The following is a 14,301-nucleotide window of genomic DNA, read 5'->3' on the forward strand; positions in this document are numbered from 1 at the left end:
CCGCGTCGTGACCATGAGGAGGGGGCGGGGGCCTGATGGCCCGGGTGGAGAGCCGGGTTTGCGTTCGCCGTGCGGGTGGTGCGCCAGGGGGCATGTTCGCCGTCGGGGCGCCGGGGCGCCGGGGCGGGTTTCCGTCCGCTGTGGTTGCTCGCGTTGCCCGCGTGCGGCCTCGTCGCCCGCCTGCCCCCGCTCAGCCTCGGTGAACAGTCACAGCAGGGACGGTACGCCCGCCGCCGACACCTCCCGCGCCGCACGCTCCAACGCGCTGGCGAGCAGCGCCAGGTCCGTGGGGCCGTTCCCCAGCTCCCGTACGGGGCGCCGGGCCGGCGGGTCACCCATCCGCGCCCAGTCCAGCGGCACGACGGTCGGTCGGAGGGTCGCCGTGCGCGGGATGCGCCCGGTCACCCGCCCGGCCTGGAAGGACGTCGTGCGGCCCCGCTCACCCAGCAACTCACCCCGCCCGGGCGCGGGTTCGTCCGGCCCCGGCACCGGCGCGCTCAGCACGACGCGCCCCCCGGCCGCCCGCCCCAGCTCGCTCTCGCCCGTGCGCCCGCCCCCGCCCGTGGTGGCGACGAGATGCACACCGAGTCGCTCGCCCTCCCGGGCCACCGCCTCCAGGGCCCGGACGACGGACCCGGCGGCCGGCCGCCCCGTGGACCCCAGGGGGGGTGACAGGAGCGCGTCGAGGTCGTCGACGATGACGACGAGCCGGGCCAGTACGGAGGCGGAGCCCTTTCCGGCTGCCCCCTTCCCGTCCTGGCCGGCGGCCCTGCGCCCGCCCGCCGGCCGGAGCCGGAGCGTCGAACTGGACGACGAGTCGAGATCGGCGGCCCCGCCCGCCCCCGCCTGCGCGGCCCCGGGCACGGCGGTCCCGGACTTCGTCGGCCCGGACATCGCCGAGCGCTGTGGGACGATACGGCCCGACACCGCACGCCGGGTGTGCCACTCCACGAACCCGAGCCCGCCCAGCAACTCCGCCCGACGCTTCAGCTCGGCGCTCAGCGACTGCGCGAACTCCCGCATCCGCACGGGGTCGTTGGCCCTGAGGTGCGTCCCGACATGGGGCAGGTCGGTACAGACCCCGAGCCCCTCCCCGGCCCGCCCGCCGGCACCGCCGACGCCGTCCCGCCCGTCCACGAGGGTGATCCCCAGCCGGTCGGGCCGCTCGGCGGCGGCCAGCGCCGCGGCGACGGACCGCAGCAGCTCAGTACGGCCGCTGCCGGGCGGCCCCTCGATCAGCAGGTGGGGGCCCTCGGCGGCGAGGTCCACGGAGACCGGCCCGCGCGGCCCGGCGCCGAGCACGGCCCAGGCCCGCCCGCCGAGCGCCGTCGTGTCGTCGGCCGCGTCCGCCCACCGCGCCATCAACGACGCAGGAGTGGCCCGCGCGAGCCCCAGCTCGTCCAGCAGCCGCGCCGACTGCGGCAACGGCGCCGACACCCGCGCCTGCCGCTCCCCGGCCGACCCGTCCGTACGCAGCGGCGCCAGCGCCCGCGCGAACCGCTCCGCCCACGCCACCGACACCGCGTCCAACGTGGCCACCGTGCCGTGGTTCAGCAGCCCGGGTGCCGCGTCCGGGCCGGGCGAGGCGACACCCTGCATGCCGGGAGGCGTCCGCCCGTCGGCACCGGAGAGTGTGCCTCCCAGGAAGCCGATGTGGGCGTGGGTGCGGCCCGCCCCGGAGTCCGGGGGAGCGGCGCGACCGGAGCGGTCGGAACGGGCGCGGCTCGGCGCGACGGCGGTGTCCGTACCGCGCGTGTGCTCGGCGGAGCCGGGGCGGTCGGCCCCCGGACGGCCGGACCGCGCGGGGGCGGTCTGCCCCGGTGCGCCCGAACCGCTCGCCGCGGCGTGCCCGGAGGCCACGCGCAGCAGCCGTAGCGCCGTGGCGACGTCACCGCTGAGCAGGGCGACGGCCCCGCAGGCGCGGAACGCGGGCGACGCCTCGCAGGCCGCCGTGTAGGTCTCCGTCACCGGCGAGGCGGGCGAAGCGGCCTCCGTCTCGGCGAGGCACACGACATGGATCCCGGCGACGGGCCCGTCCTGCGCCAGCCGCATCACGGCCTCCCGCACATCCGCGCCCCCGGGGTCCCCGTCCACGATCACCACCGTGTACGGCCCCGCGAAGCCGCCGCCCGCCGGGCCGTCCTCCCGGGCCCACGACGGCCGCCGCACGACCCGCCTCCCGGAGGCGCCCTCGGCCCCGGCCTCTGCCGTACGCCCGTACGTGTGGCCCGTCGCCCCTGCCCGGTGGCTCGTCGCCGTGTCGCGCGGTTCGCGCGGTTCGTTCGGATTCTTCGGTTCGCTCGGATTGTTCGGTCCGTGGCCCGACGAGGCCGCGGGCGCGGGTGCCTCCGGCGGCCGGCCGGCCCCGGTGCCGGCCGTGCTCCCGGGCGCATGGCCCGCCGTGTCCGCCGCGTGGTCCTCCAGGCGGCGCAGCAGCTCGTCCAGACGTGCCGTCGTCTGCTCGCGGTCGTAGGCGAGGAGGAGGCGGCAGTCCTGGCCGTGGGCCGGGCGGAGGTGGGGGAGCCAGCCGAGCCAGGACCAGTCGGTGACGCGCTCCTCGGCGGAACGGGAGCGGTCCGCGCTGATCAGGACCAGCTCCAGCGTGTCGGGGGAGTGCAGCGCGGCGAGCTGGGCCACGACCGCCCGGGTCAGCCCCATCAGCCGGGGGCGCGGCCCGGCCAGCCCCAGCGCCCCGGCCTCACGCAACCCGGTGGTCACCGGCACCGCCGGCAACAGCCCCGAACCGTCCGGCGCCGCACGGTCGGCCGTACCCAGCCGCACCGTCAGCGCCTCCGGGTGCCCCGGCCCGCGCTCCCACAGCCGGGCTCCCGGCCCCAGCGCGGTGAGCAGCAGCGCGGCGGGGTCCGGCCAGGTCTCCGCCAGCCGCCGGTCACCGGTGGGGAGCACCGAGGCCGTCGTCCCGCGCTCGTCCTCGTCGTACTCGGCGCCGTACTCGTACGGGTCGTACTCGGCCCCCGCCTGTCCCCGCCCGCCCGTCAGCCGCCGCGCCCACGCCCCGAAGCCACCCCGTCTACGCACCCCACGCGGCACCTCAGTCCCCCGGAGGGGAGTGCTCTTACGCGTGCCGGTCTCGACGGGCTCGCCGACGCCAGGGTCACTCGGGTCACGAGAACCACCGGGCTCAGGGGGCCCGGGAGGCCCCCCGGAATCGCCGGGTCCACGGGAACCGCCGGGCTCACGGCGACCACCGGGTCCCCCGGATCCGCGAGGATCACCGGGCCCACCGGAGCTACTGGGCCCACCGTGACCTCCGGCACTATCGGACCCGCCGGACCCGCGGGAATCACGAGCGTCGAGGCCATGGCCGGTACCAGGAGCATCGTGGCCCTCGCGGGTACCACGGGTACCGCGGCCATCGTGGGACGTACGGCCATCGCCGAGATGACCAGGGGCTTCCGCCCCGCCCTCACCCGTCGCACCCTCGTGCCGGGCCTCCTGGCCCGCGCCGGGTCCGGCCCCGCTCCCCGCACCGGACGCAGACCCCGACCCCACCGCCGTCCGCTCGATCCCCGGCGCCCCACCCTGCCCCGGCACCAGCAGCCGCTCACCACGACCGTGCCCCGAATCCTCCGACCCTCGCCCTGCCGCACTCCCACGGGACGATCCACCGGAGCCGGAGCCGGAGCCGGAGCCGGAGCCGGAGCCGGAGCCGGAGCCGGAGCCGGAGCCGGGTTCGGCCCCCACCGTCACCCGAACGTGGCCCTCCCCGTCAGGTGTCGTCGCGACTCCCCGAGCGCCCGAGGACGAGGCCAGCCGGAGGGCGGACTCGCCGAGGCGGAGCAGGGCGCCCGGGACCAGCCGGACCGGGCGGTCGGCCACGCGGGTGCCGTCGAGGGTCGTGCCGTTGGTGGAGCCGAGGTCGACGACGGTGACGCGGCCGTCGGCGGAAAGGGTGACGGCGCAGTGGAGCCGGGAGACGTCGGGGTCGTCGAGGGGGACGTCGGCGTCGGCGGAGCGGCCGATGTGGATCTTGCCGCCGTGCAGCAGATGGACGCCGCCGGCGTCGGGGCCGGCCACGACGTGCAGCTGGGCGGCGGCCTCGTCGACCTCGGGGCCGGGCTCGGCGGGGGCGCCCAGGCAGAGCACGGCGCCGTCGATGAGGGGCGGCTCGCCGAGGGTGCAGCGCTGGGCGTCGAGGCGTTCGGCACCGGCGTACAGCACGACCTGGCCGCCGCCGACCTCCCGGCTGCGCTCAAGACGCTCGGCACCGCCCTCGCCGACGGCGGAGGCGAGACCCGAGGCCACGGCGGCGAGGGCCGTCCCGGCGGGCGCCGTGACCAGCACGTCGCAGGCCGTGGCAGGTCCTCGCGCTTCCGAGGGCGGTCCCAGGGGGTCTACGACGGTCAGCCGGATCTGCATCGCCGTCAGCGGTCCCTTCCGCGCGGGCACCCGCGACCACGAGGACGAGACTGCGCGGTCCCCACCGCAGACTTCCCCCACCGCTCACGGGCACGTCGGCCAGTACTGGAGGCATCCTCGCACCTGCCGCTGACAACACGCCCGCCGCCTACCGTCAAGTGATCTTGATTGGTCGGCTCTGCCCCCAAAAGTGCCTGACCCGCACCCGCCAATTGATCACTTGAGATCGGTCACGTCCGTATCGCGTCCGTTTTGGGGATCGGTCACGTCCGTATCCGGAAGGGTGTACGTCCGTATGCGGCAACCAACGGCCCATGAGGGAGCGTCTTTCCATCGAACGCACACGGGTACGCGTACGTACTCGCGGACACGGACACCGACAGGCGGCACACGGCGGGTCGGAGCAAGCCACAGCACAGCGACAGCGAACGGGCGGGAAGAGCCAGGAAGAGGACACCCCGGTCCCGGGGACGGCCGCATTACAGTGGGTCGGAACGTCCGCAGGACTCCAGGGCGTGACCAGGCAAGCAAGCAACAGGGAGCGCATGACGTGCGGCCGGTAGGGAGCAAGTACCTCCTTGAGGAGCCGATTGGACGCGGCGCCACAGGCACTGTCTGGCGCGCCCGCCAGCGGGAGACGGCGGGAGCCGAGGCGGCGGTACCCGGCCATCCCGGCGAGACCGTGGCGATCAAGGTTCTCAAGGAAGAGCTCGCCAACGACGCGGACATCGTGATGCGGTTCCTGCGGGAGCGGTCCGTGCTGCTGCGGCTCACCCACCCGAACGTCGTGCGGGTACGGGACCTGGTGGTCGAGGGCGATCTGCTGGCCCTGGTCATGGACCTGGTCGAAGGCCCCGACCTGCACCGGTACCTGCGCGAGAACGGCCCCTTCACGCCGGTCGCCGCGTCCCTGCTGACCGCCCAGATCGCCGACGCGCTCGCCGCCAGCCACGCCGACGGCGTCGTCCACCGCGACCTGAAGCCCGCCAACGTGCTGCTCAAGCAGGACGACGGCCGGATGCACCCGATGCTGACCGACTTCGGGATCGCCCGCCTCGCCGACTCCCCGGGTCTGACCCGGACCAGCGAGTTCGTCGGCACGCCCGCGTACGTCGCCCCCGAGTCCGCCGAGGGGCAGCCGCAGACCTCCGCGGTCGACATCTACGGCGCCGGCATCCTGATGTACGAGCTGGTCACCGGGCGCCCGCCGTTCGCCGGCCAGTCCGCGCTCGAAGTACTGCACCAGCATCTCAGCGCCGAGCCGCGCCGCCCGTCCACCGTCCCCGACCCGCTGTGGACGGTCATCGATCGCTGTCTGCGCAAGAACCCGAGCGAACGACCCAGCGCCGTCAACCTCGCGCGTGCGCTCCGGGTCGTCGCCGAGGGCGTGGGCGTGCACGCGAACTCCCTGCAGATCGCCGCCGCCGAGGGCGTGGGCCATCTCCTCGGCCCCGACCCTGCCCCCGCGCAGGTGCCGGGCGCCGCCCCGGACCCGTTCGGCTCGGCCGACCCGACGCAGGTGCTGCCGCACGGCGCCGGCTCCTACGACCCGAACGCCGCGACCAGCGTGCTCCCGCACACCTCGAGTCCGGCAGGCGCCGCCGATCCCACCTCCGTGCTCCCGCGGACGGGGGGCGCCGACCCGACCTCCGTGATGCCGCCGGTGCCGTCGCACGACCCGGGCGGCCGGCCGTCGCCCGAGGAGCCGCACCCCTGGCAGAACCAGCTCCGCGCGGCCCGCGACCGTAACGAGCAGACGCAGGTCCAGTACCTCGCCCCCGACGAGGACCCCCTGCGCCGCCGCCCCCAGCGGCAGGTCAACCGTCCCCAGCAGCCGCCGCAGCCGCCGCACCGGCAGCAGCGTCCCCCGCAGCGCCAGCCGCAGGCAGGCCCCGGCTACGGCCAACCGCAGCAGCAACAGCCGTACGCCCCCGCCCCCGCCCCCACACCCCAGCGGCGGCAGCAGCCGCAGCGGTACGCGCCCGCGCCGCAGCCCCAGCAGCCCGCGCCGCGACCGCAGCGCGAGCCCCGGCCGCCGCGTGAGCCGCGTCGGCGCAGCGCCAACCCGATGAGGATCCCGGGTCTGGGCTGTCTGAAGGGGTGCTTCTTCATGATCGTCCTGCTGTTCGTCGGCGGGTGGCTGATCTGGGAGTTCACCCCCCTCCAGGGCTGGATCGGGACCGGCAAGGGGTACTGGGAACAGCTGACGGACTGGTTCGACACGGCCACCCAGTGGATCGGGAACCTGGGCGGCGACTCCGGTTCCGGGTCCGGCGGATCGGCTTCCGGACAGTGACGGGCGATAAGTGACCGATGGCGAGTGACCCGGTGACGAGTGACCCGGTGACGAGTGAGGTGACGAGTGACCGGTGGCCGAAGGTTCGGCCCCCGGTTTTCTTGTATCGCGTCGCCGGGGTTGGGGATTTGTCGATATCCGAGGGGTGATTTCCGCCTGGGCGGTGAAGGTTGGGTCCCGGGGCGCGTAGCTTTGTCGCCAACACGCGGCCTGTAGGAGCAGTCTTGGGACGGAAGATCGGAAGCCGGTACACCGCGAACCAGATTCTGGGGCGGGGCAGCGCCGGCACGGTGTGGCTGGGTGAGGGCCCGGAGGGCCCCGTCGCCATCAAGCTGCTGCGCGAGGACCTCTCCTCCGACCAGGAACTCGTCAGCCGTTTCGTCCAGGAGCGCACGGCGCTGCTGGGCCTCGACCACCCGAACGTGGTCTCCGTACGCGACCTCGTCGTCGACGGCAACGACCTCGCCCTCGTCATGGACCTCGTCCGGGGCACCGACCTGCGCACCCGCCTCGACCGGGAGCGCAGGATGGCCCCCGAGGCGGCGGTCGCCGTCGTGGCCGACATCGCGGACGGCCTCGCGGCGGCGCATGCGGCAGGTGTCGTCCACCGGGACGTGAAGCCGGAGAACGTCCTGCTGGACATGCAGGGGCCCCTGGGCCCGGGGGGTGCGCACCCGGCCCTGCTGACGGACTTCGGCGTCGCCAAACTGATCGACTCCCCCCGCCGCACCCGCGCGACGAAGATCATCGGTACGCCGGACTATCTCGCCCCCGAGATAGTCGAGGGCCTGCCGCCCCGCGCGGCCGTGGACATCTACGCCCTCGCGACCGTGCTGTACGAGCTGCTCGCGGGCTTCACCCCGTTCGGCGGCGGCCACCCCGGCGCCGTGCTGCGCCGCCACGTCACCGAGACGGTCGTCCCCCTTCCCGGCATCCCCGAGGAGCTGTGGCAGCTCCTCGTGCAGTGCCTCGCCAAGGCGCCGGCCTCGCGGCTGCGGGCGTCGGAGCTGGCGGCGCGGTTGCGGGAGCAGCTGCCGCTGCTGGCGGGGATGCCGCCGCTTGACGTCGACGAGCCGGGGACGGAGTCGGGGGACGAGTGCGAGGAGGCGCCCGCCGAGGCGGAGGTGCCACGGGAGCGGGTGCGGCGGGGGGCGGTGCCGCTGGTGCCGGGGGCGAAGCCGGACTCCAACCGGGACACACACACGTCCATGCGCGTGCCGGGGCCGGACGAACTGGCGGGAGGGGCGCGGGGGACCGCGCGGGCACCACGGGCGGCAGGGGCGCCCCGGCCGGGGTCGGCGCGGCACCGGGGGGGTGTGGTGCGGCGGCGGCGGATCACGCTGAGCGCGGCGGCGGTGGCTCTGATCGCCGTGGTGGGGGTGGGGACGTGGGTGGCCTCCTCCGGGGGCGGTGGGGGCGAAGCCCCGTCCGACACGAAGAACTCGGCGCCGGAGAACCCCTGACCGCTTCTTCGTGTATCGCGGGCACTTTCGCGCCCCTGGAGAGCGAAAGCGAAAGCACGGGGGCGGCCCCGGCTTTCAAGGGGCGCGGGGAACCGCCTGACAAGCCCCCACCCGCCCGCAGACCAAGCACGCGCCTGAACACGACGCGGGGGGGCCGGAGGCCGCAGCCCCAGGGGCGGGGGCCCGGAGGGGGCGCACCCCGCGTGGCCCGCCCGGCGGAGCCGTTAGGCTGGGAGCGTGGCAGTCGTCGATGTATCCGAAGAGCTGAAGTCCCTCTCCTCGACCATGGAGTCGATCGAGGCCGTTTTGGACCTCGACAGGCTGAGGGCAGACATCGCCGTGCTCGAAGAGCAGGCGGCAGCGCCGTCCCTGTGGGACAACCCGGACGAGGCGCAGAAGATCACCAGCAAGCTCTCCCACCTCCAGGCCGAGGTCAGGAAGGCGGAAGCCCTGCGGGGTCGTATCGACGACCTCGGCGTCCTCTTCGAGATGGCCGAGGAGGAGGACGACCCGGACACCCGCGCCGAGGCGGAGACCGAGCTGGCCTCCGTCAGGAAGGCGCTGGACGAGATGGAGGTCCGTACTCTCCTGTCCGGCGAGTACGACGCGCGGGAGGCCCTGGTCAACATCCGCGCGGAGGCCGGCGGCGTCGACGCCGCCGACTTCGCCGAGAAGCTTCAGCGGATGTACCTGCGCTGGGCGGAGCAGAAGGGCTACAAGACCGAGGTCTACGAGACGTCGTACGCCGAAGAGGCCGGCATCAAGTCGACCACCTTCGCCGTCCAGGTCCCGTACGCGTACGGCACGCTCTCCGTCGAGCAGGGCACGCACCGGCTCGTCCGTATCTCGCCGTTCGACAACCAGGGGCGGCGCCAGACCTCCTTCGCCGGTGTCGAGGTGCTGCCCGTGGTCGAGCAGACGGACCACATCGAGATCGACGAGTCCGAACTGCGGGTGGACGTCTACCGGTCGTCCGGTCCGGGCGGCCAGGGCGTCAACACCACCGACTCCGCCGTGCGGCTCACCCACATTCCCACCGGCATCGTCGTCTCCTGCCAGAACGAGCGGTCGCAGATCCAGAACAAGGCCACCGCGATGAACGTTCTGCAGGCGAAGCTCCTTGAGCGGCGCCGGCAGGAGGAGCAGGCCAGGATGGACGCGCTCAAGGGCGACGGCGGCAACTCCTGGGGCAACCAGATGCGTTCGTACGTCCTGCACCCGTACCAGATGGTCAAGGACCTGCGCACCGAGCACGAAGTCGGTAACCCCGAGGCCGTGTTCAACGGCGAGATCGACGGCTTCCTGGAGGCCGGAATTCGCTGGCGCAAGCAGCAGGAGAAGTAACACCCGCGCCGCTTCACCATCCGGACGGTTTCAGCGCTTTGTCGACAAGGCAACTGCCCTTCACTGGAAGGCGGTTGCCTTGCCCGTGTGGGGATGTCTGGGTTTTACGTCACACTCACACGTCCTTGTCATGACTAAAAGCGGTGAACGGGACATCGCGTACGCAACGACCTTGACGTTGCTGCGAAAAGTGGGAAGGGTGGCGCGTGGCATGCGCATTACTGGGGTGCATGTGAACCGGGGGACTTCGACCCAACCGACTGCTCCCGTTGATCGCGGCCCCGGGCGCTGCTCCACTTACTGATAGCTACTGGGGGTAGCAGCCATATGACGAAGAAGACGCGGATCCGCGTGGCGCGAATAGCCGCAGGTGCCGTGATCGCCGCAGGCGCTTCGCTGACCGCCGCGGGTGCCGCTTCCGCGCTGGACCTCGGTGTCGGCATCGGCATCGGCACCGACGACGGTGTGTCCGCCGATGTCGGTGTCCAGGTCAACACCGGCAACACTACCGACGGCAACACGAACGTCGGCGCCACCACCGCCGGTGGCGCGACGTCCAACGGGACCTCTAACGGGACCGATGGTGGCGCGACGTCCAACGGGACCTCCAACGGGACCGATGGTGGCGCGACGTCCAACGGGACCTCCAACGGGACCGATGGTGGCGCGACGTCCAACGGGACCTCCAACGGGACCGATGGTGGCGCGACGTCCAACGGGACCTCCAACGGGACCGATGGTGGCGCGACGTCCAACGGGACCTCCGGCGGTTCGACCGATGGTGGTTCGACCTCCGGCGGCTCCACCGACGGTGGTTCGACCGACGGTGGCGCGACGTCCAACGGGACCTCCGGCGGTTCGACCGATGGTGGTTCGACCTCCGGCGGCTCCACCGACGGTGGTTCGACCGACGGTGGCGCGACGTCCAACGGGACCTCCGGCGGTTCGACCGACGGTGGTTCGACCTCCGGCGGCTCCACCGACGGCGGTTCGACCGACGGTGGCGCGACGTCCAACGGGACCTCCGGCGGTTCGACCGACGGTGGTTCGACCTCCGGCGGCTCCACCGACGGCGGTTCCACCTCCGGTGGTGCCGATCTCGACGGCGGTAACGACGAGGTCGTCCAGGCGGAGGGCTCCTCGGCTCTCACGGACACCGGCTCGGAGACCGAGGCCCAGGGCGCCGGCAGCGGCGAGCTGGCCGAGACGGGTGCGGCGGAGACCACGTTCCTGCTGGTCGGCGCCGCCACGATGATCGCCGGCGGTATCGGCTTCCGTCTGCTGCCGCGCCTGATGGTCGGCCGCGGCGCCGCCGCCTGATCGCACACGGTCACGCACAGCCACACATGACGACGAAGGCCCGGGGCAGCCAGCCCCGGGCCTTCGTCGTCGTACGCCTTATGCCGTCTGGTGGGCCAGCAGTGCCAGTGCCGCTATGAGGATCGCAAGGAGGGCGATCAACGTCATGGGGCTGAGGCTCGCGAAGGGGTTCTCCTGCTGGAGTCGCTCGCGGCTCGCCCGGCACACATGACAGCGGCCCTCGGCCACGGGGGACGCGCAGTTCGCGCACACCAACCGGTCGTACGTCATGCGCCTCGCCCTCCTTGCAGTGGCCTCACACACACCCCAACGTTTCGCGGAACCGGTACGTTCCTCCACTCCACTGTGCCAGGTTCCTCCGGAGGTTGCGCGGGCGCCTGCGAAAGGGGTGGGCGGGCCGCGCGCCCGCGGGTGCGTCGAGGTCGCTCGCGCGGTTCCCCGCGCCCCTCGCGGGGCGGGGGAGGGTACAGTCACCGTCATCCATTCCCGACGGCCTGTGGTGCATCCGTGATCCGATTCGACAACGTGTCCAAGGTCTACCCCAAGCAGACCCGCCCCGCACTCAGGGATGTGTCCCTGGAGGTCGAGAAGGGCGAGTTCGTGTTCCTCGTGGGATCCTCCGGCTCCGGAAAGTCCACCTTCCTGCGGCTGATCCTCCGGGAGGAGCGGTGCAGCCAGGGGCAGGTGCACGTGCTGGGCAAGGATCTCGCGCGCCTCTCCAACTGGAAGGTGCCGCAGATGCGCCGCCAGCTCGGGACGGTGTTCCAGGACTTCCGGCTGCTGCCGAACAAGACGGTCGGTGAGAACGTCGCCTTCGCGCAGGAGGTCATCGGCAAGTCGCGCGGCGAGATCCGCAAGTCCGTGCCGCAGGTGCTGGAGCTGGTCGGTCTCGGCGGCAAGGAGGAGCGGATGCCGGGCGAGCTGTCGGGTGGTGAGCAGCAGCGCGTGGCCGTCGCGCGGGCCTTCGTGAACCGGCCCAAGCTGCTGATCGCGGACGAGCCCACCGGCAACCTCGACCCGCAGACCTCCGTCGGCATCATGAAGCTGCTCGACCGCATCAACCGGACGGGCACCACCGTGGTGATGGCGACCCACGACCAGAACATCGTGGACCAGATGCGCAAGCGCGTCATCGAGCTGGAGAAGGGCCGCCTCGTCCGCGACCAGGCGCGCGGCGTCTACGGCTACCAGCACTGACCGCCCCAGTCCACGGAAAGGCTTAGCGAGACGCCATGCGCGCCCAGTTCGTCCTGTCGGAGATCGGTGTCGGTCTCCGCCGCAACCTCACGATGACCTTCGCGGTCGTCGTCTCCGTCGCTCTCTCCCTCGCTTTGTTCGGCGGTTCGCTGCTGATGAGCGACCAGGTCAACCAGATGAAGGGCTACTGGTACGACAAGGTCAACGTGTCGATCTTCCTGTGCAACAAGAGCGACGCGGAGTCCGATCCCAACTGTGCCAAGGGCGCGGTCACCACCGAGCAGAAGAACCAGATCAAGTCCGACCTGAACAAGATGTCGGTCGTGAACAACGTCGCCTACGAGTCGCAGGACCAGGCGTACAAGCACTACAAGGAGCAGTTCGGCGACTCCCCGCTGGCCAGCAGCCTCACGCCGGACCAGATGCAGGAGTCGTACCGCGTCAAGCTGAAGGACCCGGAGAAGTACCAGGTCATCGCGAGTGCCTTCAACGGCCGTGACGGGGTGCAGTCGGTGCAGGACCAGAAGGGCATCCTGGACAACCTGTTCCGGCTCCTGGGGTATCTGAACTGGGCGGCGCGCGGGGTGATGGCGGTCATGCTGGTCGTGGCGCTGCTGCTGATCGTCAACACGGTGCGTGTCTCGGCGTTCAGCCGTCGGCGTGAGACCGGGATCATGCGGCTGGTCGGCGCGTCCGGCTTCTACATCCAGGCGCCGTTCATCATGGAGGCCGCCGTCGCGGGCATCATCGGCGGCACGATCGCCTGTGCCTTCCTGATCCTCGGGCAGTACTTCGTGATCGACAACGGAGTGTCGCTGTCCCAGAACCTGCCATTGATCAATTTCGTCGGCTGGGACGCGGTCCTGACCAAGCTGCCGCTCATCCTCGCGGCGAGCTTCCTGATGCCGGCGTTGGCCGCCTTCTTCGCGTTGCGCAAGTACCTGAAGGTGTGACGCATGCCAAGGAGGGCCGTTCCGGCAAGGGCCGGTGCGGCCCTTCACGCTGTCCTAGACTCGCCGACATGTCAGGCCGTGACCTGTTCTCCCAGCCCCGCCGCATCGGCCGCGGGGCAGCCCTGACCTTGGTCTTCGCGAGCGTTCTCGCCACGGGCGCCGCGACCGGTTCCTTCGAGGAGCCGTACCGCAGGCCGGCCACCACGGACACCTCCCGCTCCGCCCCCGCAGGCCGGGAGCGGGACGTCGCCGAGGCCGCCGCCGAGGCCATGGCCGACGGCGAGTCCGCCGTGGAGGCCGCCGAGCGTGCCGTCAGCCGCAGCGGCGACCGGTGGGGCGCGGTCTACTCCGAGGACGAGTACGAGCAGTTCGAGGAGGCCCTCGACGGCGCGTACACCGGCGTCGGGCTGTGGGCCCGGCTGGAACGCGACGGCGGCATCGCGGTGACGCGGGTGCAGGACGGCTCGCCCGCGGCCCGTGCGGGGATCCGCGCGGGCGACCGGCTCGTCGGCGTCGACGGCGAGAAGGTCGCAGGACGCCCGGTCACCGAGGTCGTCTCCTTACTCCGCGGCGACGCGCTCGACGGTGACACCGGGACCACCGGGGCTCCCGAGAGCGCGGCCGCCGGTACGAAGGTGTCGCTGGAGTTGCGGCGCGGCACCAGGACCTGGCACGAGACCCTCCGCCGGGCCCGTCTCTCCACCGAGGACGTGACCCTCACCCGTACCGCCGGCGGGGTGGGCGTCATCACGGTCGACGCGTTCACCAAGGGCTCCGGTGATCTCGTACGAGCAGCCGTCGAGCAGGCCACCGAGGTCTCCGGCTTCGTCCTCGACCTGCGCGGCAACTCCGGTGGCCTGGTCGCCGAGGCCGTCACCGCCTCCTCCGCCTTCCTCGACGGCGGCCTCGTCGCCACGTACGACGTCAACGGCGAGCAGCAGGCCCTGCACGCCGAACCCGGCGGCGACACGACGAGAGCGCTGGTCGCGCTCGTCGACGGCGGCACCATGAGCGCGGCCGAACTGCTCACCGGGGCCCTGCAGGACCGCGGTCGCGCGGTGGTCGTGGGCTCCCGCACCTTCGGCAAGGGCTCGGTCCAGATGCCGAGCCGCCTGCCCGACGGCTCCGTCGCCGAACTGACCGTCGGCCACTACCGCACCCCCTCCGGCCGCGGCGTCGACGGCACCGGCATCACCCCCGACCTCGAAGCGGACGGCGACGCCCTGCGGCGGGCCGAGACGGTACTGACCGGACTCGGGCGGTGAGCCCGCCGCGTTCCCCCTGGCCGCCGCCCCGATAATCGGTTTCCCGTGGGCCCCCTCCGTAGTGCGAAAATGGGTGGCACTAT

Annotated in this window: 9 protein-coding genes; 7 read left to right on the forward strand and 2 right to left on the reverse strand. The window is 72.7% G+C overall.

Going from position 1 to position 14,301, the window contains the following annotated elements:
• Positions 1-207: 207 nt before the first annotated feature.
• Positions 208-4,380 (reverse strand): FHA domain-containing protein, encoded by a 4,173-nt coding sequence (locus WBG99_RS22135; protein WP_338897976.1) that lies wholly within the window; start codon positions 4,378-4,380, stop codon positions 208-210.
• Between the two features lie 550 nt (positions 4,381-4,930).
• On the opposite strand from WBG99_RS22135, the gene WBG99_RS22140 reads away from it, so the two are divergent.
• The 4 genes from WBG99_RS22140 (at position 4,931) to WBG99_RS22155 (ending at position 10,803) form a co-directional block, all read left to right on the forward strand.
• On the forward strand, positions 4,931-6,676 hold the full coding sequence (locus WBG99_RS22140) for a protein kinase (protein ID WP_338897977.1): 1,746 nt from the start codon (positions 4,931-4,933) through the stop codon (positions 6,674-6,676).
• Between the two features lie 224 nt (positions 6,677-6,900).
• Positions 6,901-8,139, forward strand: coding sequence for a serine/threonine-protein kinase (locus WBG99_RS22145; RefSeq protein ID WP_338897978.1), 1,239 nt, complete (start codon positions 6,901-6,903; stop codon positions 8,137-8,139).
• 237 nt (positions 8,140-8,376) lie between these two features.
• Positions 8,377-9,483, forward strand: coding sequence for a peptide chain release factor 2 (gene prfB, locus WBG99_RS22150; protein WP_338897979.1), 1,107 nt, complete (start codon positions 8,377-8,379; stop codon positions 9,481-9,483).
• 327 nt (positions 9,484-9,810) lie between these two features.
• Complete coding sequence (locus WBG99_RS22155) at positions 9,811-10,803, forward strand: hypothetical protein (RefSeq protein ID WP_338897980.1); 993 nt, start codon at positions 9,811-9,813, stop codon at positions 10,801-10,803.
• Positions 10,804-10,881: 78 nt separating this feature from the next.
• Here WBG99_RS22155 and WBG99_RS22160 read toward each other — a convergent pair whose 3' ends face one another.
• Positions 10,882-11,073: a hypothetical protein gene (locus WBG99_RS22160; RefSeq protein ID WP_338897981.1), complete on the reverse strand. Its 192-nt coding sequence runs from the start codon at positions 11,071-11,073 to the stop codon at positions 10,882-10,884.
• Between the two features lie 237 nt (positions 11,074-11,310).
• Here WBG99_RS22160 and ftsE point away from each other — a divergent pair, with 237 nt between their 5' ends.
• From ftsE to WBG99_RS22175, 3 genes are all read left to right on the forward strand, one after another.
• Entirely contained in the window at positions 11,311-12,000 is a 690-nt protein-coding gene (gene ftsE, locus WBG99_RS22165; protein WP_338897982.1) for a cell division ATP-binding protein FtsE, read from the forward strand.
• Between the two features lie 35 nt (positions 12,001-12,035).
• Positions 12,036-12,953, forward strand: coding sequence for a permease-like cell division protein FtsX (ftsX, locus tag WBG99_RS22170; protein WP_338897983.1), 918 nt, complete (start codon positions 12,036-12,038; stop codon positions 12,951-12,953).
• Positions 12,954-13,021: 68 nt separating this feature from the next.
• Positions 13,022-14,218: a S41 family peptidase gene (locus WBG99_RS22175; RefSeq protein ID WP_338897984.1), complete on the forward strand. Its 1,197-nt coding sequence runs from the start codon at positions 13,022-13,024 to the stop codon at positions 14,216-14,218.
• Positions 14,219-14,301 lie beyond the last annotated feature (83 nt).

It is taken from the genome of Streptomyces sp. TG1A-60 (genome assembly GCF_037201975.1).
Classification (GTDB): domain Bacteria; phylum Actinomycetota; class Actinomycetes; order Streptomycetales; family Streptomycetaceae; genus Streptomyces.

Bases quoted from the DNA above. Each gene is read 5' to 3' on its own strand.
- WBG99_RS22135 (WP_338897976.1), bottom strand. From the start codon at position 4,380: ATGCAGATCCGGCTGACCGTCGTAGACCCCCTGGGACCGCCCTCGGAA.
- WBG99_RS22155 (WP_338897980.1), top strand. From the start codon at position 9,811: ATGACGAAGAAGACGCGGATCCGCGTGGCGCGAATAGCCGCAGGTGCC.
- WBG99_RS22160 (WP_338897981.1), bottom strand. From the start codon at position 11,073: ATGACGTACGACCGGTTGGTGTGCGCGAACTGCGCGTCCCCCGTGGCC.
- ftsX (WP_338897983.1), top strand. From the start codon at position 12,036: ATGCGCGCCCAGTTCGTCCTGTCGGAGATCGGTGTCGGTCTCCGCCGC.
- WBG99_RS22175 (WP_338897984.1), top strand. From the start codon at position 13,022: ATGTCAGGCCGTGACCTGTTCTCCCAGCCCCGCCGCATCGGCCGCGGG.